Source organism: Bacteroidota bacterium (genome assembly GCA_016699695.1).
Taxonomy (GTDB): Bacteria; Bacteroidota; Bacteroidia; order Bacteroidales; family UBA10428; genus UBA10428.
Map to the genome: position 1 here is coordinate 1665977 of CP065006.1, position 25303 is coordinate 1691279.

The 25303-nt window shown below is 41.0% G+C and carries 22 protein-coding genes; 11 read left to right on the forward strand and 11 right to left on the reverse strand.

Annotated features, from left to right (window positions below; genetic code table 11):
- Positions 1-242 precede the first annotated feature (242 nt).
- A complete protein-coding gene (locus IPM71_07005) occupies positions 243-533 on the reverse strand; it encodes a DUF86 domain-containing protein (GenBank protein QQS52793.1) in 291 nt (96 codons plus the stop codon).
- A gap of 26 nt (positions 534-559) precedes the next feature.
- Positions 560-850, reverse strand: a complete 291-nt coding sequence (locus IPM71_07010) for a nucleotidyltransferase family protein (protein ID QQS52474.1) — start codon at positions 848-850, stop codon at positions 560-562.
- A 309-nt stretch (positions 851-1159) separates the two neighbouring features.
- On the opposite strand from IPM71_07010, the gene IPM71_07015 reads away from it, so the two are divergent.
- Positions 1160-3553, forward strand: a complete 2394-nt coding sequence (locus IPM71_07015; GenBank protein ID QQS52475.1) for a heavy metal translocating P-type ATPase metal-binding domain-containing protein — start codon at positions 1160-1162, stop codon at positions 3551-3553.
- A 61-nt stretch (positions 3554-3614) separates the two neighbouring features.
- Here the strand turns inward: IPM71_07015 and IPM71_07020 are convergent, their stop codons facing one another.
- Complete coding sequence (locus IPM71_07020; GenBank protein ID QQS52476.1) at positions 3615-4259, reverse strand: response regulator transcription factor; 645 nt, start codon at positions 4257-4259, stop codon at positions 3615-3617.
- 365 nt (positions 4260-4624) lie between these two features.
- On the opposite strand from IPM71_07020, the gene IPM71_07025 reads away from it, so the two are divergent.
- Positions 4625-4990, forward strand: coding sequence for a DUF1987 domain-containing protein (locus tag IPM71_07025; GenBank protein QQS52477.1), 366 nt, complete (start codon positions 4625-4627; stop codon positions 4988-4990).
- Between the two features lie 37 nt (positions 4991-5027).
- Entirely contained in the window at positions 5028-5405 is a 378-nt protein-coding gene (locus IPM71_07030) for a DUF1987 domain-containing protein (protein QQS52478.1), read from the forward strand.
- Positions 5406-5571: 166 nt separating this feature from the next.
- Here the strand turns inward: IPM71_07030 and IPM71_07035 are convergent, their stop codons facing one another.
- The 3 genes from IPM71_07035 to IPM71_07045 are packed head-to-tail and all read right to left on the reverse strand — an operon-like array spanning position 5572 to position 9380.
- Positions 5572-6771 carry a hybrid sensor histidine kinase/response regulator gene (locus tag IPM71_07035; protein ID QQS52479.1) on the reverse strand — a complete coding sequence of 400 codons (1200 nt, stop codon included), beginning with the start codon at positions 6769-6771 and terminating at the stop codon, positions 5572-5574.
- Entirely contained in the window at positions 6768-7160 is a 393-nt protein-coding gene (locus IPM71_07040) for a response regulator (protein QQS52480.1), read from the reverse strand. The genes IPM71_07035 and IPM71_07040 overlap by 4 nt, the downstream gene beginning before the upstream one ends.
- A gap of 3 nt (positions 7161-7163) precedes the next feature.
- Positions 7164-9380 (reverse strand): PAS domain S-box protein, encoded by a 2217-nt coding sequence (locus IPM71_07045; protein ID QQS52481.1) that lies wholly within the window; start codon positions 9378-9380, stop codon positions 7164-7166.
- A 796-nt stretch (positions 9381-10176) separates the two neighbouring features.
- Between IPM71_07045 and IPM71_07050 the strand changes: the two genes are divergently transcribed.
- Positions 10177-11871 carry a L,D-transpeptidase family protein gene (locus IPM71_07050; protein ID QQS52482.1) on the forward strand — a complete coding sequence of 565 codons (1695 nt, stop codon included), beginning with the start codon at positions 10177-10179 and terminating at the stop codon, positions 11869-11871.
- Here IPM71_07050 and IPM71_07055 read toward each other — a convergent pair.
- Positions 11861-12535, reverse strand: a complete 675-nt coding sequence (locus IPM71_07055) for a murein L,D-transpeptidase catalytic domain family protein (GenBank protein ID QQS52483.1) — start codon at positions 12533-12535, stop codon at positions 11861-11863. The genes IPM71_07050 and IPM71_07055 overlap by 11 nt on opposite strands.
- A gap of 80 nt (positions 12536-12615) precedes the next feature.
- The gene (locus IPM71_07060) at positions 12616-13263 is read right to left on the reverse strand and encodes a hypothetical protein (protein QQS52484.1); all 648 of its coding nucleotides are present in this window, start codon (positions 13261-13263) and stop codon (positions 12616-12618) included.
- Positions 13264-13535: 272 nt separating this feature from the next.
- Between IPM71_07060 and IPM71_07065 the strand changes: the two genes are divergently transcribed.
- From IPM71_07065 to IPM71_07085, 5 genes are all read left to right on the forward strand, one after another.
- Positions 13536-14537, forward strand: coding sequence for an aldo/keto reductase (locus tag IPM71_07065; protein ID QQS52485.1), 1002 nt, complete (start codon positions 13536-13538; stop codon positions 14535-14537).
- 215 nt (positions 14538-14752) lie between these two features.
- A complete protein-coding gene (locus IPM71_07070; GenBank protein ID QQS52486.1) occupies positions 14753-15571 on the forward strand; it encodes a 2,3,4,5-tetrahydropyridine-2,6-dicarboxylate N-succinyltransferase in 819 nt (272 codons plus the stop codon).
- 18 nt (positions 15572-15589) lie between these two features.
- A complete protein-coding gene (locus IPM71_07075) occupies positions 15590-16570 on the forward strand; it encodes a glycosyltransferase family 9 protein (GenBank protein ID QQS52487.1) in 981 nt (326 codons plus the stop codon).
- Entirely contained in the window at positions 16567-17127 is a 561-nt protein-coding gene (locus IPM71_07080) for a threonylcarbamoyl-AMP synthase (GenBank protein ID QQS52488.1), read from the forward strand. Before IPM71_07075 ends, IPM71_07080 begins: the two co-directional genes overlap by 4 nt.
- A gap of 47 nt (positions 17128-17174) precedes the next feature.
- Positions 17175-18368 (forward strand): aldo/keto reductase, encoded by a 1194-nt coding sequence (locus tag IPM71_07085; GenBank protein ID QQS52489.1) that lies wholly within the window; start codon positions 17175-17177, stop codon positions 18366-18368.
- A gap of 19 nt (positions 18369-18387) precedes the next feature.
- Here the strand turns inward: IPM71_07085 and yidD are convergent, their stop codons facing one another.
- The 3 genes from yidD to IPM71_07100 form a co-directional block, all read right to left on the reverse strand.
- Entirely contained in the window at positions 18388-18663 is a 276-nt protein-coding gene (yidD, locus tag IPM71_07090; protein QQS52490.1) for a membrane protein insertion efficiency factor YidD, read from the reverse strand.
- Positions 18653-19063 (reverse strand): 6-carboxytetrahydropterin synthase, encoded by a 411-nt coding sequence (locus IPM71_07095; GenBank protein ID QQS52491.1) that lies wholly within the window; start codon positions 19061-19063, stop codon positions 18653-18655. The genes yidD and IPM71_07095 overlap by 11 nt, the downstream gene beginning before the upstream one ends.
- A 108-nt stretch (positions 19064-19171) precedes the next feature.
- The gene (locus IPM71_07100) at positions 19172-19756 is read right to left on the reverse strand and encodes a DUF1287 domain-containing protein (protein ID QQS52492.1); all 585 of its coding nucleotides are present in this window, start codon (positions 19754-19756) and stop codon (positions 19172-19174) included.
- A gap of 398 nt (positions 19757-20154) precedes the next feature.
- Here IPM71_07100 and IPM71_07105 point away from each other — a divergent pair, with 398 nt between their 5' ends.
- Both IPM71_07105 and IPM71_07110 read left to right on the forward strand, forming a co-directional pair.
- Complete coding sequence (locus tag IPM71_07105) at positions 20155-23046, forward strand: DUF2791 family P-loop domain-containing protein (GenBank protein ID QQS52493.1); 2892 nt, start codon at positions 20155-20157, stop codon at positions 23044-23046.
- Positions 23047-23064: 18 nt separating this feature from the next.
- A complete protein-coding gene (locus IPM71_07110) occupies positions 23065-25278 on the forward strand; it encodes a DEAD/DEAH box helicase (protein QQS52494.1) in 2214 nt (737 codons plus the stop codon).
- Positions 25279-25303: the final 25 nt, after the last annotated feature.

Here is a 25303-nt window from a genome sequence, read left to right on the forward strand (position 1 = left end):
TCCCCTTTAGGGGAAAGAGGGGTGAGCGTAGGCAAAATATAAAATAAGCTTATAATTGGTATAATGGAGGCTTTTCATTTTGAAAATTTGAAAATGAAGGAAGGAATGATTGAATGAAGGAATGTGTGAATGTGATAATTTGAAAATGAGGGAAGCAGTGAATGAGGGAAAGGGTTTCTTGATAGGATAGATAGGTGTTATTCCTTGTGCTTTTCTTCTCTCTTAATTATCTCTTCTAATTGTTACTTATTATCAGGGAGGTAGTTTGATGCAACATCCCAAAGGATTTCGTAATCAATTCCGAAATATTCATGGGAAACTTTGTTCCGTAATAAATACATTTCGTTCCAGGGAATTTCTGGATGATTCTCTTTAAATTCTTTCGGAAGATTTTTGGATGCTTCTCCAATTACTTCGAAATTACGGATTACAGCATCAACTGTTTTATAATCTTGTTTGAATTTGATAAAAGAATAGCCATGTATGTATTCTGCAATTCTTTCCATGGCTATGTTCATGTCTTCAAGGTACATGCTATATTTACGATTCGCATTTTTCACTAAACAAAATTTACCTGTTTGAGGATTTTGTCTTTAATCTGTTCTTTTAAAGCACTCTTGGTCACCAAATCAATTTTCTTATTGAAAACATTTTCTAAGAATTGTTCCAATGTGAAAAATTTCCAACCAATTGGCTTTTCTAGTTCGATCAAGATATCAATATCACTTGCCTCTGTGCTGGAATTGTCGGAATAAGAGCCAAATAAACCAATCTCTTTTACTGCATACTCCTTGTAAAGAATTGGTTTCAATTCAGTGAGTTTAGATAATATTTCAGTCTTTGTAATCATTATCCAAATATAATCAATTTACAGATACTGACTTTCAGTTTGTTTGATAGCTTTGACATAGCGCTCCTAGTATGGGTATATTTTCTTCTAATAAAAACACTCTTTGCTTCCCTAAAGTTATAAGTGTACAGGTCATCCGCCTTAGGGAAATGAGTGCTAATGATAAGCGATTCATCTTTAAGAAACAAGCTGATATTTTTTGAAATAGAGCAAGTCGAATGGATTAAGGAGATACAATTAGCATAGAAGAAAAATGGTGAGTAATTGAATCGGATTTCTCAACTTTAAGGCCTGAACCAATTCTTGTCCATGACCGAGGAAAAAACTTGCATCCATTGCGGGGCCGATTGCGGCAATCACCTAGTTAAATGGAACGAACAGCCGTTTTGCTGCCAGGGTTGCAAACAAGTATATCAATTGCTGCACGAACACAAAATGGGGCAGTATTACAGCTATTACCAGCAACCGGGCATACGCATCGATGAACCCGCACACCAAAGCAAATATGCCTTTCTCGACCGTGCCGATGTGCAGGAAAAATTGTTCGAATTCCGTGAAAACGATCTGGCCCGGGTAAGCTTTTACATCCCTTCTATCCACTGTGCCTCGTGCATCTGGCTGCTCGAACACCTCAACAAGCTGCATAAGGGCATTGTGTATTCCATGGTCAACTTTGTAAAAAAAGAAATCACCATCACATTCAACACCTCAGATATCAGCCTGCGCAGGTTGGTAGAGTTGCTGGTGTCGATTCATTACATACCCGATATTTCGCTTAAAACCATAGGCAAGAAAGACCTTACCGCCACCGACCGCAAACTGGTTTTCAAAATCGGGGTGGCCGGTTTTGTGTTTGGCAACGTGATGCTTTATAGCCTGCCTGAATATTTCAGTGGTAAAACCCTCGAGGGTAACCTCAACCTTTTTCTTAGCTACATGAGTTTTTTGCTGGCCATACCCGTGGTTTTTTTCAGCGGGAGCGATTACCTTGTTTCGGCCTGGAAAAACATCCGACGTGGCATTGTCAACATCGACCTTCCTATTGCCATGGGCATTCTTGCCTTGTTTTTGGTCACTGCCTGGCAGGTGTTCACCCAAAGCGGACAGGGTTATAGCGATAGCCTTTCGGGATTTTTGTTCTTTATGCTTGTAGGCCGCTGGTTTCAGAGCCGCACTTACCAGTCTATGGCCTTCGACCGCGATTATACCTCGTACTTTCCTGTGGCAGTAGCACGATTGAACACCGACAACGGAAACGAAGAAAGTATTCTGCTTGAAGAAATAAAGGTGGGCGATCGCCTCCTCATCCGTAACCGCGAGCTTATTCCGGCCGATTCGATCCTTCTCGATGGCCTTGCCATGATCGATTACAGTTTTGTGAGCGGCGAATCGGTGGCAGTGCAAAAAAAAGCTGGCGATTTTCTGTATGCCGGGGGCATCCAAACCACCGGGGCAATTACAATCAGGGTTGAAAAGGAAGTAAAACAAAGCCACCTGACCCGCCTTTGGAACCAGGGCGAAAACAAAGACAAGAAAAAAGAATCGTTTGTACCCATCATCGACCGCATCAGTGTGTGGTTTACTTTGGCCGTGATTTTCATAGCCCTCGGCGGACTGCTGTGGTGGTGGGCCCGGCACGATGTCGGGAAAGCCATTATGGTGTTTACATCAGTGCTCATTGTGGCCTGCCCCTGTGCCCTTGCACTTACCCTGCCCTTTAGCTTTGGCAATGCCATGCGGATACTGGGCAGCAAAGGATTGTACCTAAAAAACACCGGCGTACTGGAAAGGTTGTTGCACATCGACACCCTGGTGTTTGACAAAACAGGCACCCTTACCAAACCCGACCAGAGTGTAGTTAGTTACGAGGGCGAAGCCCTCAAGCCTTACATGCTGCAAGCCGTGGTATCTCTCAGCCGGCAATCGACACACCCCTTGAGTCTGTCGCTTAGCAAGCAATACGAAGCAATTAGGCCCCTGCCGGCGGAAGGTTTTACCGAGATGCCAGGCAGGGGTATTTTCGGACGCGTGGATGGGCACGAGGTGCGGATTGGCTCGCTGGCATTTGTGGGCGCAAACGAAAAATCTTCCGAAGATCAGACAGCTGCCATTTATGTGAGTATCGACAAGGAGATAAAAGGTTTTTTTAGGGTCAGTAACCGCTACCGCGAAGGGATGGCTGAATTGATTGCATCGTTGCAGAAAGAATTCGACCTGTATTTGCTTTCGGGCGACAATGCAGCAGAAAAGAAAAACCTTGAAAAATATTTCCATCCCTCACACTTGCATTTCAACCAACAACCAGCCGACAAAATGAACTTCATCGAAGCATTGCAAAACCGGGGAAAAAAGGTGCTTATGACAGGTGATGGGCTTAACGATGCCGGAGCCTTTCTAAAAAGTGACCTGGCGCTTTCGGTGGCCGACAATGTGTTTCATTTTTCACCTGCTTCCGATGCTATAATTGATTCGGAAAAGTTTGGAGCACTGGCACGCTATATGGCTTATGCCCGTAAGACCCTGGTAGTGGTAAAAATCAGTTTTGTCATATCCATTTTGTACAACTTTGCCGGTCTGAGCTTTGCCTTGAGCGGTAACCTATCGCCGGTAGTAGCCGCCATACTCATGCCGCTAAGTTCGCTCACAGTTGTAGCCTTTACCACTGCCGGCACACGCTGGCTGGCCAATAGAATGCTTGGTTGAACCTTTTAAAATCTGGCGGGAAATGCAGTAACCTGCAAGAACAATTTGTGCATGATGATCCTCAATCTAAATCCACCAGCCCTTCCTGAATGGAAATGGTAATCATGCTGGCCGTGTTACGGGCACCTATTTTGCCGAGCAAATGTTTGCGGTGCGCATCGACGGTATGGCTGCTGAGCTCAAGAGAATCGGCTATCTCCTGATTCGATTGCCCGAGGCAAATGAGTTTCAGCACCTCTCGTTCGCGGTCGCTAAGCTTGATGTTCAGTTTTTTGCTCTTGCCCGGACGCAATTTTTTAGCGGCAGACAAAAATTCAGACGAAAAGTACATGCGGCCATTCAACACCTCGTCAATGGCCTTTTCAAGGTCGGTTTGGCTAATATTTTTAAGAATAAATCCGGAGGCGCCAGCATCGATCATGTCGGTAAAATGCTCGATGTCTTTCGAGGCAGTTACGGCAATAACCAGGGTATCGGGCAGCTGGCGAAGCAATTGTCGGGTAAGGTCGATACCACTTTCTGTGGAAAGCTGTATGTCCATCAACACCAGATCGGGCTCCTGCACCTTCACTTTTTCGAAGAGCTCCTTGCCGTTCGACGCTTCGTCTACCTTTTCCACACACTCGATGCGCTTAAGCATAAACCTCAGTCCCACGCGCGAGAGCTCGTAATCGTCAACTACCATTACTGAAATTCTTTCCGGCATCTTTCTGTAGTTTTTTATGTACTGCTTGATTTGCTTTGTCTAAAGGCTGAAAAGTGAATCTGAAATTTTTTTTTAAATATTCCAACCACTTATTTCGGTTCTGTTTTTTAAACAAAAAGCTTAAGCCACCTCCAAAATAAAAATTAAACTAACCCGAAAAGGGTATAGTCTAATCAAACTATCACCCTTTAGTGTAATAAATGTACAAAGTAAATACTACTTGAAAAAATGACTTGGACGAAAAGCTTCTTCCAATTATCAAAAAAAACAAGCATTTGGTCATCGGTTTCTTCAATTAAATAACACAGGGCATCGAATACCTGTATAAATCAACAGAAACCAACAATAAACAAAAACAAAAGAAAATGAACGAGCTAATCATAAAAGGAACGACTGATACCCCCGAAGTGCATTTTTCTGTCACCGGAAAACTCACACTCGAAGGCAGGGCTTATAACGAAGACCCGAGAAAATTCTTTGAACCACTCATTCAATGGTGCAAGCAAGCCAGTATCGAAAAAGTAGAATTTGAAGTAAAAATCGATTACATGAATACTTCCTCTTCGAAAATGCTGGTGGAGCTATTTAAAACCATTGATGCCAATACCCACATTTCTGAAAAAGAAATTAAATGGTATTTCGACGAGGACGATGAAGATATACTGGAAACAGGGCAAATTATTGAAGAATCGACCCTGTCTACCCGGTTTTATTTTCTTGAAGCAGCCTGAGAAGGCTTTAGCCTAAACCCTTAAATAATCAATCACCATGGAAAAATTTTATCAGTGCGGCAGCCACGACACCCCTGAAGTACTCTTCGATGGACAAAAAGGTATGCTATTTATGGGTGGTTCGTCACTACCCGAAAATGTGCTGGAAGTTTTCAACCCAATTCTTCAATGGGTAAACGATTACAAGAATCAGGTTCAAAATACCACCCAGGTAGAGTTTAATTTCGAATACCTCAACACCTCTTCCACCAAAATGGTTTCGAAGTTGATAGAATCGTTGCAGGAATTAAAGCAAAAAGGAAATATACAGATTACCTGGTATTATGCCTCTGGCGACCGGGACATGAAAGAACTCGGCACTGACCTGCTCGAAGAAACCAGCTGCAGTTTCAGAATTATCGAACTGGCAGCCTAATTCTCAGGCTGAATGCCTGCTCTGAAATTTCTCCACCAGAGCAATGACTAATACAATTATTACTACCAAAGTAATCCGAACAAGAAATTCGTTGTCAAGCATAATCCAATTTACTTTTTTGGTTATTGATAGTCCCTTTGCTTTATCATTTCGTTGCCCTCCGCACTTATTCCATCTTTTCAGCAGGAGCCGAAAGTGGTAAAGTAAAGTAAAAATTTGAGCCAATACCAAACTCACTTGTTACGCCAATGCTTCCATGGTTTTTTTCGATAAACTCTTTACAAAGAATGAGGCCCAGGCCTGTGCCTGTTTCGTCGGCTGTTCCCTTGGTGCTGTAATTCTGGTCTATTCGGAACAGTTTTCCGGTATTTTCGGTTTTAATGCCAACGCCTGTGTCACTGATTTCCATTTTAATTCCTTCCTCCACAAATTCGCATCCGACACTGATTTTACCTTCCTGGCTGGTATACTTTACGGCATTCGATAGTAGGTTGCGCACCACGGTATTCACCATGTTCAAATCGCCCCAGGCCTTGGTTCCGGGATATACATTGTTATTTAAAACAATGCTTTTTTTGAGGGCCAGGCTTTCAAGTAAACGCAAATTATCCGATGCCAGACGGTGCATATCTATTTCCTGCGGAAGAACCTGAATACGTCCTGTTTGAGCACGCGACCAATCGAGCAGGTTTTCGAGCAACGAATAACTCGACTGGGAGGTTTCGAAAATAATGGATATATACTCTTCGATCTGGGCAGCGCTAAACATGCTCATGTTCTCGAGCAAAAGCTCGGAAAAACCCAGAAGGGTATTAAACGGATTCTTCAGATCGTGGGCGATGATGGAAAAAAACTTGTCCTTGGTACGGTTTAGCTCGGCGAGCTCCTGGGTGCGGAGCGCCACTTTTTCTTCAAGACCAGCATTCAACTCCTTCAGCTCTGCATTTTGCGAAATAATGGTTTTTGACTGGTTGTAACTTTTAATGGCCTCGCGAATGGTAAGGAACAAATCGGCCTTATCCCAGGGTTTGGAGATATAGCGGTAAAGGTTAGCCTTGTTCACGGCATTGCCCACCCCTTCGATGGTGGCCTGCCCGGTAAGCATCACTTTTTTTGTTTCGGGATCTTTGATATGAATGGCAGCCAATAAATCGTCGCCCTTCATGCGGGGCATGATAAAATCGGCCAGTACCAGCGGTATTTCATAGCCATCGGACAAGTATTCGTCGAAAATTTCAAGCGCCTCGTCTCCCGATTCAGCCACTTCAATCAGTAGTTCATCTTTAAACTCTTTCTGTAGTTGCTCTCTGAGTGCGTCCAATACAATCAGCTCATCATCGACACAAATAATTACCTGTTTATTCATTTAGGCATTCTTTTTTTGATGGTATTCACCAGTTCATCCTTCTCCCAGGGTTTTTGCAAAACAGCAAAGCGATCCGTTTCCTGTTTTAAGTTAAAAACCAACTCTTCGTTGGCTTGCCCGGTGAGCAGTATCTTTACCACTTTGGGGTATTTCAGGTCTATACGTAAAAGAAATTCATCGCCTTTCATACCGGGCATTAACCAATCGCACACGATTACCTGCATGTCAATGTCGTCGTCTTCGAGGTCTTCAATCAGTTCAAGGGCTTCTTCGGCGCTCTCTGCTGCCTCGTAAAGATACGCGTCGCCAAAGCTTTTTTCGAGCTGTTCCACCAGGCTATTCAGGATGATGGGTTCGTCGTCTATGCAGATAATTGCTTTTCTCTCCATAGTTTAGGCTATTGGCAGGCTTACAATAAAATGGGTTCCTTTCCCAGGTTCGCTTGTTACATCGATGCTGCCACGATGCTTGTCGATTATTTTCCGGACTATATCGAGGCCTAATCCACTGCCTTCGCCTTGTTTTTTGGTAGTGAAAAAAGGTTCGAAGATTTTATCGATAATGTCCGGGGAGATGCCTTCGCCGGTATCTTTTACACCCACAAAGATATTCTTTTCGTCGGAATTTGCACTAATGATAAGCCTACCCTGGGTTCCCATGGCCTGAATGGAATTCTGTATCAGGTTGGTCCAAACCTGATTAATCTCGTCCTGATAACACATGGCCATTGGCAGATCTTTATAATGTTTTTCGACAATGATTCCCTGCTTTAACTGGTTGTCGTAAAGTGTCAATACTGTTTCTATGCCATCGATAATATCGGTAGGCACTTTCTCGCCCAGCGAATCGCGGTGTGCATATTTTTTGAGGGCAAAAACCACTTTCGAGGCCTTATCGGCTGCAATGGAGATGGTTTTTGTATTCTTCAGCAGCGAAATAAAATCGCGGGCATTACGCAAAACTGTCAACGCATCGGGTTGCTTGAGTAAATGCATGTGTTCTTCATAGCCCTCGTAAATATCGAGGTATACAAGCACATCGGCAAGCAGGTCGGAAGAAGGTATCTGATTGTTGGCCAATTCATCGCGGATACGACGCTTATGCTCGCGTTTTTCGCGCGAAGTGAGTTCTGTTTTTTGGGTGCGGCTCAGCTTAAATACCATCAAAAATAGTTTAAGGTTATTTTCGCTTTGGTTCTGAAATAACTCCGGTAAATCGCGCAGGGCCGAATCGAGCGAATCGCTCAGGTTACCAACCGATGCCTTGATGGCTCCCAAAGGGGTGTTGATCTCGTGCGCCACACCGGCAATAAGCTGCCCCAGAGCGGCCATCTTTTCCGACTGCACAAGCTGCTCTTGAGTTTGTGTCAGGTTATCGAGCAAGGCCTCGAGGTTCTCTTTCTGGTTAACAAGCTCCTCGTTCATGTACTTTATCTCTTCTATTGCCCTCTTGCGTTCAGTAATATCGCGGGCAATGGCAATACAGGCCCTTTTGCCTTTTATTTTAAACATGTGCTCGCTGATTTCGACATTAAGGATATTGCCGTCTTTCGATTCCCAGATCCGCTCGTATTTGTCGATACGATCACGATCGTGTGCACCATCCCATATCTCGGCAGCAATGAGGTCGTCGGGAGTCATTTGCAGTAATTCCTGCTGGGTATAACCCATTACTCGCTGGGTATAATTGTTGACTTCGATAAACTTGCCCGGGCTATTGTCTTTCTGGAGATTGAACAGGAAAATAAAATCCGAGGCGCTGTTAAATACCTGACGGTACTTTTCTTCCTGTTCGCGAATAAGCTCTTCGGCATTATGTTTTTCGGTAATATCGTGGGCTATACCTTCTATTACGGTTAGCTCATTCTGAGCATCAAACACAGGTACTTCGGAAATTTCAAGCATGCGTGCCGAACAATCTTTATGAAATACTTCCAGCAAAAACCGGCTCTGCGGACGGCCTTTCTTTACTTCCAGCATCATCTCCATGGCTGCCCGGTTTATTGGGTTTTGGGTAAGAATTTCCTTGCGTTTGAGCTTAAACTCCTCGATGGAATATCCCAGGATTTTTTCTACACTTTGACTCACATACTCCACCTCATCGTTCAAGTTCATACCATAAAGAAAGTATTCTTCCTCCAGACTCGAAACCAGTTTATTGTAACGCTCACGACTTTGTGTAAGGGCTTTATAGGCTTCGCTCAGCTCTTTGTTTTGCTTCAAAGCTTCGGTTTGCTTTTTCTTTAATTCGTTATTACGGTTACGCAATTCGCTTGTTTTGCGGCTTATCGATTGATTGAGTGCTACAATCAGGTCTTCCAGATCAGTGATGGCGCGGTATTTTTTTTGTTGCGTAAAAGGTTTTTGGTCAAGTTCCAAACTGAGCGAACCAATGAGTGAAGTAAGCTGTCCATAGTATTTATCGACAAGTTTGCCTCTTTGCGCTAAGACCCAATAGGTGGTAACAAATAAAAGGAGAATTGCCCCTAAAATTATAGATGCAATCCAAAAAGTTCCTGGTTTAAATAAATAGAAAGCTGCAAAAATTAACAGCAACATGGCTGTCCAGAGTAATATTTGCTGAATGGTATTTAAACTGCGGGGTTTCAAGTTAATGCCTTATTGGATTTGTAAGGATTGGGGCTAAATATAATGAATTTAAGAATCTATGCTGTCAGCCCGGCACTCAATATTTCTAAAAAGACCAGCCAGAAATTCAGTTTTTAGGAGTATTTGCATCCATAAATATGCTCCAACTTGCTGTTTATAACTATTTCAGCTATACAAAATATTGAATATGTCAGTTATACTGATTCGTATCATGCAGATTTTTGAAACCAGATTGTAGTTTTTTACGTATATCGCTTCCGCTTCAGCCTGAAAAAAATCTTTTGTACGCAACCTTCGCAACAATAAATAGTCTTTAGGTCGGTTCTTATTGAAAGATTTTAATTATTTTAAAGTAAAATTTCGAAATAGTTAATAAACCAGGGTGGTAAAAAACAGCTTTTACCTGATTTTTACCCACATTTGCCGAAAATTATTTGATTTAGAAAATAAAGCATTATAAATTTGCACCAAAATACAAGACCGTGAAGTTCAAGCAAAAACAAAGTCTAAAGACCGAAAAACGAAACAGGATTATTATCGAAGAGGTAAATCCAAACGAGTTGGCTGAAATCTGGAAAAGATTGAGCGACTTAAATAAAGCATTTTAATACTCTGCTTTGGTTTTCGTTGACACCAATTTTTTTGTTGGTCTAGGTTAGTGAGTTATTGGAAAGAAGTTGATTTTTTAGGCGTTTCGAAAAATCTTTCATCTGTCAATTATTTTAATGCGTTGGTCTAAAAAACTTCGTTAGTGCTTGTCTATTTCCGTAAAGGTAATCAGAAATAACTGCTTACTATGGAAACGGGCAATCTCATCAGCAAACCTACCAATCCAACCCTCCATAGTTCACGAAGAATCCTGACCGGATTCTTGCATTACTTTTTGTTAATTGGTCTTTTTCTGCTGCTGGCCAGCCACGAGAACATCAACCCCAGGAAAAACAACAGCCATATCGATTTTTCAGTGGCAGAAAGTAAAAGGCTCCTTCAAATTCAGGCTCTCGCCTATCAGCTTAATCCGGTTGTTGCAAATAGTTTGCAATATCAGTTAAATGAGCTGATATCTGACTTTTACAAAACAATAGATTTTAACCCTGTTTGGACCATAAACCATGCAGGAACTGACAAATTAAACGAGCTGATTCGCCTTGTCGACAGTGCGGTATATTTTGGATTGCCTGAATCGGTAATCAATTCATCGAAACTAAAAAGTCTTTCCACAGAACTCGAAAGCTCTGTCTATTCAAAAGAAAAAATGATCCAGCGCATTGATCTCGAAATAGAAGCTACCAAATCGGCCTTTCTGCTTATGATTTATTTGAATCAGGGAATTGTGGACAGTGATACTAGTTCACGCTTTATGAATTTCATAGCCGGCTTGCCTCAACTTTTAATGCAATCGATGGAAAAAGACCAGCTCGAAGCCGATATTCTTGCCCTTCAACCCGATATTCAATTTTACAACGAACTTATTAGCCTGCTAAATGGCTACCAAAAAACCCTCGAAAAAGTCAGAAAAGCCAAGTTAGAAATTGCCCAATCCGACCTTGCCAGCGCATTTTTTTATTTAGGGTTCCTTTCCTCACCGGTTTTCGACAGTACCCACACGCTTCAAAAAGTTGTGTCGGACTATCAGCAAGAAAAAAGAATTGAAATTACGGGCAAGCTAAACAATGTGGTGATAAAACATCTTCTGCACGACCTCGATAAAACCTACGAATTGATAGCCCTGAACCTCGACCGCTTGCGAAAACTGAACCTCGATTCGAATTCTTATGTTTTTGTGAATATTCCAGCTTATCAGCTATCGCTTGTAAAAGAGAACTTCGTTGAAAAAAACTTTAAGGTAATTGTTGGTAAAATGGAAACACCAACTCCGATATTCTCAAGCACTCTGGCATGTTTTATTACCAATCCGCACTGGACTGTGCCAACCAGTATTGCCAACGACGAAATGCTTGAAAACATAAGAAAAGATAGCACCTACCTCGAAAGCCACGGTTACATAGTAGTGAACAATAATGGGCAAACGGTGAATCATCAGCTCATCGACTGGACGCTTGACAACCCCTTAAGCAACAAATATTATATCCGCCAGCAGAATAGCGGCAACAATGCCCTTGGGAAGATAAAATTTCTGTTTCCGAATGAGCACAGCGTATTTATGCATGACACCCCTTCTAAAGCTCTTTTCAATAAAACCAGACGCACTTTTTCGCATGGGTGCATCAGGGTTCAAAATCCGGATGAGTTGGCACAATCGCTGAGCGAATACGTCTTTGCCAAAGAGAATAAGCCGATAAATATTGAATCAATTATTAAAAGTGAGGAACAGAAAGTATTCCATTTCAACCGCAAGGTCGATGTGCATGTGCAATACCTCACTTGCATGGTCGATTCGGCAGGCAGACTCAATTTGCTGCCCGATGTATATGCGCGGGACCAGGAAGAACTGTCGCAGTTGTTTGACAAAGATGATGTTAGCTTATAAGCGAGGGGTGATAAATAAACAGAAAACTTCCATTTTTTATCAGGTCGATAATCGATGCATTTAAATCGGCCGGAAGAGCAGGACAACCAAAGCTGCGTCCGATGCGCCCATATTGTTCGATGTAGTTTGGGCTTACATAAGCCGCACCGTGAATCACAATGGCTCTCTCTTTAGCTTTATCGTTGATACCCTTTTGCAGTCCATCGAGGCGAAGCGAATAACCATGCCTTCCCTCGTATGTATTTAAGGTACGGAACATGCCCAGGCTACTCATGTGCGATTGGGGTTTGTTCGAAAAATTTTGGGCAAACAGCTCTCCCGAATTTTGACCATGCGCCACAAGTGATTTGTAAAGCAGGCGCTTGTTTTTTACATCGAAAATAAACAGCCTTGGCTCAGTAGAAGGTTTGGTGAAATCGATCACGCTCAAGAGGCTATCGTTTTGTACCAAGCTATCAGCATAGGCCAATAAAAAATTATCGTAAGCGGTTAAAAGAGCTTCTTTCGATAAAAGACTTGTATCGGCAAACTCACTGCACCATGCCAGAACTTGGTTATTAAAATAGTGATTTGTTACAGAAGCAGGCTCGTCAGAACGCACAACTCCCCTGATAAACAGCAGTGAAAGTATCAAAAGGATAGAAAACAAAAGAAACTTTTTCATTCGCACTTATTTGTGGCATCTGCAAATTGAAAAGACTTTGCAGAATAACCAAACATTTAAAAAACAGTTATTCACAATTTTTATTGTTTAAATGGTGCTTGTATGGAGGTAGGTGCCCATACTTCGAATTGCTGAGTTTGAAGAATACATCCATCTACGCCAATGCCTATATAACCCATTACCAGGTTTGGATCGCTGAATTGGGTACGAAACCCTTTGCATTCAATGGTTAGGCTTCGGGTAAGAATATCGCGGGTAAGTCGCATGTCCTGCCAATTTTGCCAGAGGGGTTTAAAGGTAGTATCGAGAGCTATGCTACTAACCTGTCCTTTGTACATCTTAAAAAAGCCTGCCCCATTCTGGTTGAGCCTTATAAAATAATAATTGCTGCTATCGCGCAAGCCAGCAACCAGATATATGTCGCTCATGCTGTCAGTTTCTACTGTCTTGGCCTGAAGCCTAAGTAGTGCAATAAAATCCCCAAAAATATGATTGTCGAGCCACGCTAAGGAAAAAGGGAAAACTCCTGTGGAAGAATCGGGTAGCTCCTGAATCTTTAACAAACTTCCGGTGTAGGTGATTGAAGTATTCGTTCCGGAAATCAGTTGGTCGTTTAGCTTGCTGCCAGAGGTCTTTACATCAAAATACCGGGTGTAACCAAGGGGCATTTGCTGAGCCTGTAGCATGGGTAAAAAAAAGATGGCCAGAACAATAAAGTACTTAGGCATAACAATAATTTTGGGCAAATGTAATATAAATTACCCTTTTGCTACTGTGAATGAAAAAAATGGGAAAGGCTGCAAACCATTCTGCAACCGTTATCCTGAGTATTATTTAATATAGCGCTTAAAGCTTTAAAAATAGGGTATTGTGAAAATAGCAAAGTGCTTAAACTATTGACTTGGGGTTAATTTAGACGTATATTAATCCATACCAAAATTGACCTGAAAGTAAACTGGTTTTTTAGCTAAAAATCATTCGCAATTTTAAAAACACAGCTATGCATAACACTTATTCGAGAAGAAAATTTATACAAAGCTCATTGGCAAGCTTAGCCTATGGTGCTCTGTTTATCCAGGGGCAAAGGCTCAATGCCTATGAAATGCCCACACGCATGCTTGGCAATACCGGAGAGTATGTTTCAATCATTGGCATCGGGGGTTGGCACATTGGATACAATCTCACCGCAGCCCAATCGGCAAACATTCAGCACGAAGCCATTAACAATGGCATCAATTTTTTTGATAACTGCTGGGATTATAACGATGGGGTGAGTGAAGAATTTATGGGGAAAGCTTTATCGGTAAATGGCTACCGGAACAAGGTTTTTTTAATGACAAAAGTATGCGCACGCGATTACCAGGGTGCAAAAAAGCATCTCGAAGACAGCCTTCGAAGACTCAAAACTGACCATATTGATCTTTGGCAATTTCATGCCATAAAATGGGACGACGACCCTGATTTGATCTTTGACGAAAAAAATGGTGCTCTTAAGGCAGCGCTCGAGGCAAAAAAAGAAGGGAAAATCAGGTTTATAGGTTTTACGGGCCACCAGCATCCTAAATTTCACCTGGCTATGTTAAAAAAAGACTTTGAGTGGAATACCATACAGTTCCCAACCAATATGCTCGACTTTCATTATACCAGTTTTCAGAAAGAAGTGCTGCCCCTTGCTTATGAAAGAAACATAGGTATTATTGGAATGAAGGGACTGGCTGCTCAGGATGGTATCATACCACGCGAATTGGGGATTAGTGCGGAATTATGCCGACGGTATGCTCTTTCGTTACCGGTATCGACCCTTGTTTGCGGCATTGGCAGCACCAAAGATCTATGGCAGGATATTCACATAGCGAAAAACTTTCAGCCGCTTACTCAGTCAGAAATTGATGAGCTTAACCTGAAAGCTGCTGAAAAAGGAAAAGATGGCTTAATGGAAGAATACAAGGTGGGCAACTACGGATGCGACTGGCATCATAAACACCTGAACGAAAAATCCTAAGTAGCCTCGCTGCAAAACTGCTCTATACGGAGAACATAGTGAATTGATTCATGGGCTCGAGAGAACCCTCCTGTAGAAGGTTTTTATTCTCACTTTGGTTGTGTTTTAACCAAGTCGGGTAATATTCTGCCTGCCATGTGGGTTCTTTTCCCTTTTTGTTCTTCGGCAATCTGGCAAAAAGACTATTTTTGCATCGAAATAAAAAATCGATGTAAATGTATTCAAATCAGATTGCGGATATTGAAGCCGCTTGGGAAAACCGCGAGCTTTTAAAAGAAGCCTCTACCCAAAAAACCATACGAGACATTATTGAACTGCTGGACAAGGGTAAGCTGCGTGTGGCAGAACCCAAAGAAGGTGACTGGCAGGTAAACCAATGGGTAAAAAAAGCAGTGCTCATGTATTTCCCCATACAAAAGATGGAAGTGATCGAAGCAAAGCCCTTCGAGTTTCATGATAAAATAGCTCTGAAGCATGGTTACAAAGCACTCGAAGTGCGTGTGGTGCCTCATGCCATTGCCCGTTATGGTTCATACCTGGCGCCCGGGGTAATCCTTATGCCTTCCTATGTGAACATTGGTGCCTATGTCGACAGTGGAACCATGGTTGATACATGGGCAACCGTGGGCTCCTGCGCCCAGGTAGGTAAAAACGTGCACCTGAGCGGTGGTGTGGGCATCGGCGGGGTACTCGAACCTGTGCAGGCTGCGCCGGTGATTATCGAAGACAATTGTTTTATCGGGTCGCGCTGCATCATAGTAGAAGGTGCCCGCATAGGCCGCGAGGCTGTTTTGGGGGCCAATGTGGTTATCACCAAATCGACCAAGGTAATTGATGTATCGGGAAGCGAACCCAAAGAATACCGTGGTTTTGTACCTGCTCGTTCTGTGGTAATTCCGGGCACAGTGCCCAAAAGATTCCCCGCCGGCGAATATGGAACTCCCTGTGCACTGATTATCGGACAGCGTAAGGAATCGACCGACCTGAAAACTTCGCTTAACAATGCCCTGCGCGAATACGATATCGCGTTCTAGTTTAACCCTACATTGTGTATGCCCCGATTCCTGCTCATACAAACAGCATTTATTGGCGATGTGGTACTGGCCACCCCGCTGATCGAAAGCCTTTCCGCAGCTTATCCCGAATCGGAAATTGATTTTGTATTGCGTAAGGGCAACGAAAATCTGCTCGAAGGTCATCCTAAACTCAGAAAATTGTTTGTGTGGAATAAAAAAGAAAGCAAATACAAGGCTCTGCTAAAGTTACTCAAGCAAATCAGAAATGAACGCTACGATTATGTGATTAACCTGCAGCGTTTTGCCAGTACAGGCTTTCTTACTGCCTTCTCGAGAGGCAAAATAGTAATTGGCTTTAAGAAGAATCCCTTTTCATTTTTGTTTCACCAAAAAGTAAGGCATCTGTTCGAACCCGGTATGCACGAGGTAGACCGCAACCTTAACCTGATAAAAACCCTTGTAGAAAAACCCATAAGGCAACCAAGACTTTATCCATCGGCTGATGATTTTGATAAAGTGAGCCCGGCTTTCGCGAAAACTTATGTGTGTCTGGCTCCCTCGTCGGTGTGGTTTACGAAACAACTACCCAGGGACCAATGGGTAGCGCTTTGCCAGAGAATTCCCGAAAACATTCATCTTTATTTTTTAGGCGCTCCTTCTGATGCTGCTCTGTGCGAGCAGATTATTTCCTCCTCCGGACACACAGAAGCCACCAACCTTTGCGGTAAACTTAGCTTTCTTCAATCGGCTGCCCTAATGAGTAAGGCCCGGATGAATTATGTAAACGACTCGGCACCCTTGCATTTTGCCTCGGCTATGAATGCCCCGGTAACCGCATTTTTTTGCAGCACCCTGCCCGAATTTGGGTTTGGCCCCCTTTCAAACCTTTCGGTAGTGGCCGAAGCCACAGAAAAAATTCCCTGCAGGCCATGTGGGGTGCATGGAAGAAAAACATGCCCGCAAAATCATTTCGACTGCGGTTACAAAATAGATACGATAAAATACCTGCCGCAATGATTGAAGAATTAAAGCGGGCGTGCGAAGTACTGCAAAATGGAGGTTTAATTCTTTACCCCACCGACACCAAATGGGCCATTGGCTGCGACGCAAGCAATTCTAAAGCTGTAAACAAAATTTATGCACTAAAGCCACGAAGTCAATCCAAAGACATGCTGATTCTGCTCGAAAGCGCCAATCGACTAAGCCAATATCTGCAAGAAGTTCCTGAGATTGCCTATGAGCTTATTGAAGTATCGGACAAACCACTTACGATTATCTACCCCAAGGCTAAAAACCTCGCAAGCAATCTCATCGCTGAAGATGGCAGTATAGGCATACAAATTACACACGACAATTTTTGCGAGAAGCTCATTGGCCGATTGCGCAAACCCCTTGTATCGGCCGCTGCCAATATAAGCGGAACCAAAGTACCTTTTTGTTTCAAAGAGGTTTCGCCGGATGTGATTTCAGGGGTCGACTATGTGGTCAATTGGCGGCAGGATGATCAGACCCAAAGGCCTGTTTCTTCTATTATCAAGCTCGATGCTGCTGGCAGGTTTTCACTTATTCGCTAAACTTTTAAGGCTTATTGCTTGTTTCAGCTTTCAACTAAATGTAAAGAATGGATTTTTCAACACTCACGCTCGACAAGGTTCCCATGGAATACCGTCGTTTTGGTAAAACCAACAAAAAAATCAGTGTCATCACTTTGGGTGGCATGCGGTTTAAACATGGCTGGGACGATCCAAGGGAAGTGATTCCACAAGACACGCTCGAACAATGCCAGGATACCGTTCAGCAAGCCTTTGCGGCCGGGATCAACCACATCGAAACGGCCTGGGGCTACAAAAAAAGCGAAACGGCCTACGGAATTGTGCTAAACGACAGGCTGAAGGTAAAACGCGACAGCTATTACCTGATGACAAAAGGAGCCCCGCAAACAGCTCTGGAAACACGCGAGTTGCTTGAAAAGCAGTTAAAGGCCTTGAAAACTGACTATTTTGATTTTTATGCCTGGCATGGAATGAATACCCTCGGGCACTATCAAACAGCCTGTGCCCCCGGTGGTCCGGTCGAGGAATTGCTTCGGATGAAGGAGGAAGGGATTATTAAGCACGTTGGTTTCAGCACCCATGCACCGCTTGAAGTGATTATCAAAGCCATCGAGACCGATTTGTTCGAATTTGTCAACCTGCATTACTATTATTTCTTTCAGCGGAACAAAGCCGCCATCGACCTGGCTCAAACAAAAGACATGGGTGTATTCATTATCTCGCCCAACGACAAAGGCGGCCAGCTCAGCACCCCGCCACAGAAGCTCAAAGACCTCACTGCCCCGCTAAATCCGGTGCAGTTCAATGCCCGGTTTTGCCTTGGCCACCTGGCCATTCACACCCTCACCTTTGGTTTGCCGGCCACTTCTCATTTTTCCGACCTGCCGGGAATATTCCCCACCAGCATACCCCTTTCGCCAGAAGATGCACAAATTAAACACCGCCTCGACAGCCAACTCCTGCTCGACCCCTATGCCGGTTTCGAAGCCTATGGCCTGGCCAACGACCCTTCGGGCATTAATATACCCGAGGTGCTGCGCTTTCGCACCCTGCTAAAATGTTACGACATGAAAGGTTTTGGACAATACCGCTATAACATGTTCAAAGACAACGACGATTGGTTCCCGGGTGTATTCCCGACGGAAGAAAATCTGGCTAAAGTAGACCTCAGCCGCTGCCCGAAAAATATTCCGCTCCTTGAGATGCTCCGCGAAACACACCTCGAGCTTTTCAAGGCAAAGGTGAAATACACCGAGAAATGAAGCACTTCGATAATATCTTTTAGTTTTTTGCTGTCTTGGAACCTTTTTTCGGAGGAACCGGATCGTATCCACTGGTGCCCCAGGGATGGCATCGTAAAATCCGATGTATTCCCAGGTACAAACCCTTTATCGGACCATGAATTTTTAATGCCTCAATGGTATATTGCGAGCAGCTTGGCACGTGCCTGCAACTGCGCGGCAACAAGGGACTGATGGAATACTGGTAAAACCTCACCGGAATTATTAGTACCCACGACAATGCTTTCGATAAAAACTGAAGGATTTTATTTCCCATGGTATTCTACAATGTTTCGCGGTGTTTCGGAAAGAATTACCGATAAATCCATGGCAGGGTCTATTACCTTGCGTAAGCGGTTCCAGATGACTACCACAATGTTCTCGGCCGTAGGGTTTAGCTGGCTGAACTCCTGTGTATCGAGGTTGAGGTTTTTATGGTCGAAGCGTTCCAGTACTTCGGTGCGGATGTATTCTTTCAACACTTTCATGTCGATCACATAACCCGTTTCGGGATCGATGGTTCCGGTAACTTTTACCTCCAGCTCGTAGTTATGGCCATGGAAATTGGGATTGTTGCACAAGCCAAATACCTCGTTGTTTTTTCCCTCGCTCCAATCGGGGCAATACAACCGGTGAGCGGCATTAAAATGTTCTTTCCGGCAAACAGTTACACGCATACTTTCAATTTTTGTAAAGATAAACAGTCAAAAGCACTATTTGTTAGACTTTTCGGTTGCAAGAAAAGCATTTATTCAAAAAGTCAGAATGAAAGACTTTCGGAACTATTATTCACCATAGCAGTAATGGCCAATAACCTGAAAGCGAAATAAACAATCTTCGAGTACCTGTCCGGCTCCAATGTTGTGCACCACCAGGTACCGCAAACCATCGGCAGATTTTTTACCGACCATAATGCCAATGTGGGTTACCCCACCGCCCAGGTTCCAGCATACTATGTCGCCCGGTAAATAGTCCTTTGCATCCTGAGAAGTATTTTTTACCGTTCCATGGCGTGCAAAAAAGGTCATCAGGTTGGGTACCCGTCTGTGGTCAATGTTCTTATCGGGCACTGTAAGACCCCAGTTATGGGGGTATTGGTCGAAATGGGCCTTCATGTCTTCGTGCACTTCTTTCTGCAAGTCTATGCCCATTTTTCGATACGCCCGGATGATTACATCGGTGCACACACCCTTATCGGCCGGCACATCGCCGTTGGGATAGTCGAGCCTAAAATAAGCTGGATCGTACTGAACTGCCTGCTTCGTCAAAGTAAAGGCCGAATCGGCCAGGCGGACATAAAAACCTTCCTGCCCATTCGAGGGTAAAAGGCTCAAACAAGCAACAATCAGAGTCCAGAAAGTCTTTCTCATAATTAGCCCAACTTGAATTGAAACATTGTACAAAGGTGAGATAATATTCAGTTTAATAGTGCATTGTCTGCCTTTTGAAATACACTATTTTTAAGCTTTTGTAAGGGGTTTTTAAAAAAAAAGGAATTCAGAATAACTTTATAAAAGTAACATAGCAATTATCGATTTTTACTAATAAGCAAAACAAAATAATTATACCTAACACTAAAAGTGAGAGTTTGATAGTTCATTACAGCAGCTATCGCTTCGCAACCAAACACATGATTTTCTCACCTCTCGTAATTTTCAGCTAATTGATTATAATTGGAATAAGTTATATTTTTTACTTTGAGTTTTTTGTTAGTAATTTAATTGAGCGTTCTTAACAATACACAAAAGTCTGCAAAAAAAATATTCAAATGAAAATAATTGAGATAATTGAGAAGTATTCAGATGCTGCTATCGATCAAATCGCAACCGATAAAGTGAATGAATCGGCTAACCTTAGATTACCTAGAAGCATTGTTATTCAGGAAATATCTGCTGCACTTAGCTCGTTATCTTATGTTGCAACTGCATTAGCACCAGCTAAACCTCCAACTTATGCTTTTATAAAATTGCTTATCGATGCCCCTAATCATATGCTTCCTGTTGAAGGGTTTCAGGAAAAAGTTTTGCTTACAACTGAGGATATGACTCAAAGAGCTAAGACAGGTCAGGGATTATCAAGTGATAAAAATTATCAGCTTTATGTAAACATTTTAAAATTTGCTTGGGAAAGTAATCTGGAAATCGATACAAGTGAAGCTCAATTATTGGAATCATTAAGAAAGGAACTTGGCATATGGACAAGAGAACACCTTTTACTTGAACATCATCCAGATATTCGTCAGCTTTGGGATAATTCAGGAGCATATATTACTTCTCGTAATCATTTATTATTATCAGGTCTTGTACTTACGTATGATAACAACTATGCAATTGCCGATGAAGTTGTCGTCCAAATTCGACGAGCATGGGGAATTGATTTAGAAAAAGAAGATTATTTGCGTTTATTAAATTTAATTAAAAGCGAGCAGTTACATACCCCTCTGACCAATATTGGTTTATTGGTAAGTGGAACAAAGGAAATAAGAATTGCTAGAATATTGGATGCCTTAATTCCACCATCAGAACTTTTAAACTTCATGAATATTGAAGAATTAAGAGATTTTTGCAGAACAAATGGAATTCAGGTTTCTGGTAAAAAGGCTGAATTGATTTCAAATATTGTTGATTTTTTTGATCAAAGGTTAGACTTAAAAAAACCAGAAATTAAGGAGACGAAACCTTTAATTCCACTTGAAAAGGAATGCAGAGTGCTTACCGATGAAGAATATTCAAAGCTTTTACAAAATTTAACTTATGATCAATTATATGATTTATTGACTCTGAATTTCTTAAAAACAAGTGGGCTAAAGGATGAAAAAATAAAACGATTGGTTGAAAGTAATTGGTCTGAACGTTCCGTTATGAATCGTCTACGAAGAGTTGATTTGATAGATTTATGTAAAAAAATAGGGATTCAGGTTTCGGGAATTAAGAATGATTTAATAGACAGATTAATTGAAGGATCAAGAATAAAATATAGTGAGGTTACAATTAAAGCAGTTGTAGAAGATCAACAATCTAATATTGATGCCTCAATTTCTGTAAAAGATGATGAGATTAAAGATATTGCAGACATTGCTTCTACTTCAAAACAAGTATTACCAACTGAATTTCAAAATATTAAATTAGACTATCCTAAATTAGATGAAGATGAACAAATAATCATTTCACTAATTAAAGAGTCAAAATCATTAACTGAACATGATATTGAAAGGGCAAGTAGATTACATGGATTAGGTTGGTTCTTAACCAAAGCCCATATGTCCCAAATGGTATCTAAATTGAAAAGTCAAAATAAATACCCAATTCATGTTCGAAGCGTAAGAAGTATAAATATTTATGAATGGCAAGGTGAAAAGGTACAATCGGATAAAATCATTGAAAAATATGAAGCTCGTGGTGTAATTGATGCTCTTAGGCAGGGAGTTGTGCCAGAAAAGAACTTAGAACATGTTATTGTTGGACATTCAAAAGAACGCACACATTTAAAAGATTTGTTAATTGAAGCTAAGAATAATAAAACCCCATTTAAATTTATTAGAGGACCTTATGGAGCGGGAAAAACCTTTTTAAGTTCTTGGTTGCGAGAGATGGCATTAAATGAAGAATTTGTTGTCTCAACAGTTAATATTGGTCCGGATCAGCCATTATCAGATCTTCCAGTTTTTTATTCAGGTTTAATTAATGGATTAAGAATTCCTGAAAAAACTGATTCATGTGCATTAGCAGATATTTTAGAATCTTGGTTACTCACAATTCACCAAAAGACAGCACAGATAGAAGGATTAACAGCTTTAGACCCAATAACTCAGGAAAAACTATCAGTTATTGTCGAAAAAAGAGTCGAATCTGAACTGGCATATTTATCTGATATGGATTCTGGCTTTTCGCCAGCATTACGCGCCTTTTATCGTGCAAAAAAGACTAATAACTCAATTTTAGCATCAACAACAATTGCATGGTTAAGTGGTAGCCGTTCATTATCGAGTAAAATGCTTAATGAAATTGGTGTACATGGAACAATTGAATCAAATCAAGTATTTCCTAGAATTCGAGCATTGTTGGAAGTGATTAAAGGTTCACGATATAATGGTCTTTTACTTTTAATAGACGAATTAGAATTAATTAGAAAATTTCCTCAGGCAAGACAAAGAGAACAGGCATTAGAAATATTAAGACTTTTGATAGATGAATCCGGAAAGAATAATTTTCCAAGTTGCCTTTTAATTTTTACCGGAACTGATACTTTCTTCGAGGATGATAGGGCAGGAATAAAAAGTTACGAGGCATTGGCTGATCGAGTATCTGCACCGCCTTCAATAGATGGTAAAACCAGCATTCGACAACCAATACTTGTTCTGCAAGGATTAGACCAGGCTAAACTTCTTTCGGTAATCACAAGGGTACGAGATATTCATGGTATAGCCTATAATTGGGATGTTCAAAAGAAGTTTCCAGATGATATATTACTAAAATTAGTTCAAGACTGGACTGCTTTTGGTGAAGAATCAATAAGTAGAAAACCGCGTCCTATTATTAGGGAATTCATACATATTTTAGATTTGTGTGAAGAGAATCCTAACATTTCACAAGAAGAGTTTATCCGAATTGATTCTACTGAAAATAGTATAGTTTCTGAGATTACGAATATTTTAGCATAATTCCTTATTTACTTTTTGATGCAAGATGATATTTTAAGTCTGATACATCCCGGTTTAAAAAAACTTATTTACGAAAAGGGTTGGAAAGGTGGATTGACTGAAATTCAAAAAGCAGCAATACCTTTTATTCTAAATGGAGAAAATTGCATTATTGAAGCTCCAACTGCCGGAGGCAAAACTGAAGCAGTATTTTTTCCTTGTCTTACAAAATCGGCACAGAATAAGGCAAATACAGTTCAGATTTTATATTTAGCTCCTTTAAGAGCTTTATTAAATGATATTGAATTAAGGGCAAATGAATACTCTCAGGCTTGTGGGTTACATTGTTTTAAATGGCATGGCGATGTAAGTCAAAAAGACAAAATATCTGCTATTAATAATCCACCAAATGTTCTTTTAACTACACCTGAATCTTTAGAGGCAATTTTGCTGCGTAAACCCAATTGGGAAGATTTTTTTAAAGATTTGCAAACCATAATAATTGATGAGGCTCACAATTTTGCATCCGTTGATAGAGGTTGTCATCTCATAACATTAATTGAACGTTTAAATGCAAAACTTGGAAAACCAATTCAAAGGATAGCAATAACGGCTACTATTGGTAATCCTGATGAAATGCTAATATGGCTTGCTGGTTCATCAAGTCAGATCGGAAAACGTATATTTATTGAATCAGCTCACAAAAAAGATAAAGATTTTCAGATTCAATATTTTTACGATCGAATAACACCAGATGGTCAGGAAATACCAGCCAATTATCAGCGTTTAGAAAGCATGTTTGATTTGCTTCCATTTAAAAAATCTATAATTTTTGGTGGATCAAGATCAAGTTGTGAATCGTTGGCTTCTGCAATTAATAAACTAAATACACTTAAAAAGAGATCAATACCAATCAAAGTAAGAACGCATCATTCATCGGTAAGTAAATATTATCGGGAAGAAGCTGAAAAACGTATTAAAATAAAAAATGATCTTGAAAGTGGAATTGATAGTATCATTAGTACTTCAACTTTAGAATTAGGCATTGATATAGGACATTTAGATCATGTATTTCAACTGGATTCAATTTCAAGCTCAAGCTCATTTCTTCAAAGGGTTGGTCGTACTGGTCGTAGGGATGGGAAACCACAATTTTTCAGAGGATTAATTTTAGATGAAGATGAATTACTCTTATTGACAGGTGTTGTAAGTTTAGGCTTAAAAGGTAAATCTGAAAATCTATTTTTACCTCGGCAAGCATATCATATACTTGCTCATCAACTAATATGTTTATGCTTACAGAATAACGGCATAAAACCAGAAAATGCTTGGGGAATTTTATCGAATTCATATTGCTTTTCACAAATAACGAAATCCCAATTTTATGAATTAATAACATTTATGTTGTTAAATGATTTCTTACGGGATGTTGATGGAGAAATAATAGTTGGAGAATCAACGGAGAAATACTTTTTAGGGGCTAATTGGCAAAAGTTGTTTGCGGTTTTTAGTAGTGGACCTTTATATGAAGTTTTTAATGAGAAAAACCACGTAGGTAACTTAGATTGTAATTTTGTTGAGTCTATGGAAGTACCATTCTTTTTTATTCTCGGCGGTATTGAATGGGAAGCATTTAGTGTTAAAGTTGAATCACATCAGGTTTTTGCTCGAAAGACAAAAGTTGGAAATGCCCCTCGTTGGAAAACATTTAATGGGTCAGATGTACCTTATGAAACAGCCAAAGAAGTTGGTGAATTGTTATTCTCTTCCGATATACCCAAATATTTAAACGATACAGCAAAGACTTGTTTTCAGGGAGCTCGATTAAAAGTTAAGGCACTTAATTGGTCAAAGAATAATTGGATATTAAGTGAAGATATTAATGAATGTGAATTAATTACATTCTCAGGTGATAAGATTAATCGGACATTAGCTAAACTTTTAAAAATATTTGGTGTGTGTCAAACATCATCAAGCTACAAATCAATTGTATTAAAGTCTATCCAATCAGATCAGAAATTGAATTTTAATAATGTTCTAACTTTCATTGATACTTTGAAGAATGGATCATTAGATAATTCTGAAAAATTTATCCGTGAACTGGAAGTCAATACAAAATCGATGTTTTTCTCAAAGTTTGTAAGATGTTTGCCGGAAAATCTTATTTCGGCTTCGATTTCTGAAAAAGCTTTTGATTTTGAAGGTCTGGTAAAGGAATTAAAAACTAATACTCTTCAAATAATAAAAATATAGTGTTGTTATTTTAAGATCAGTCACT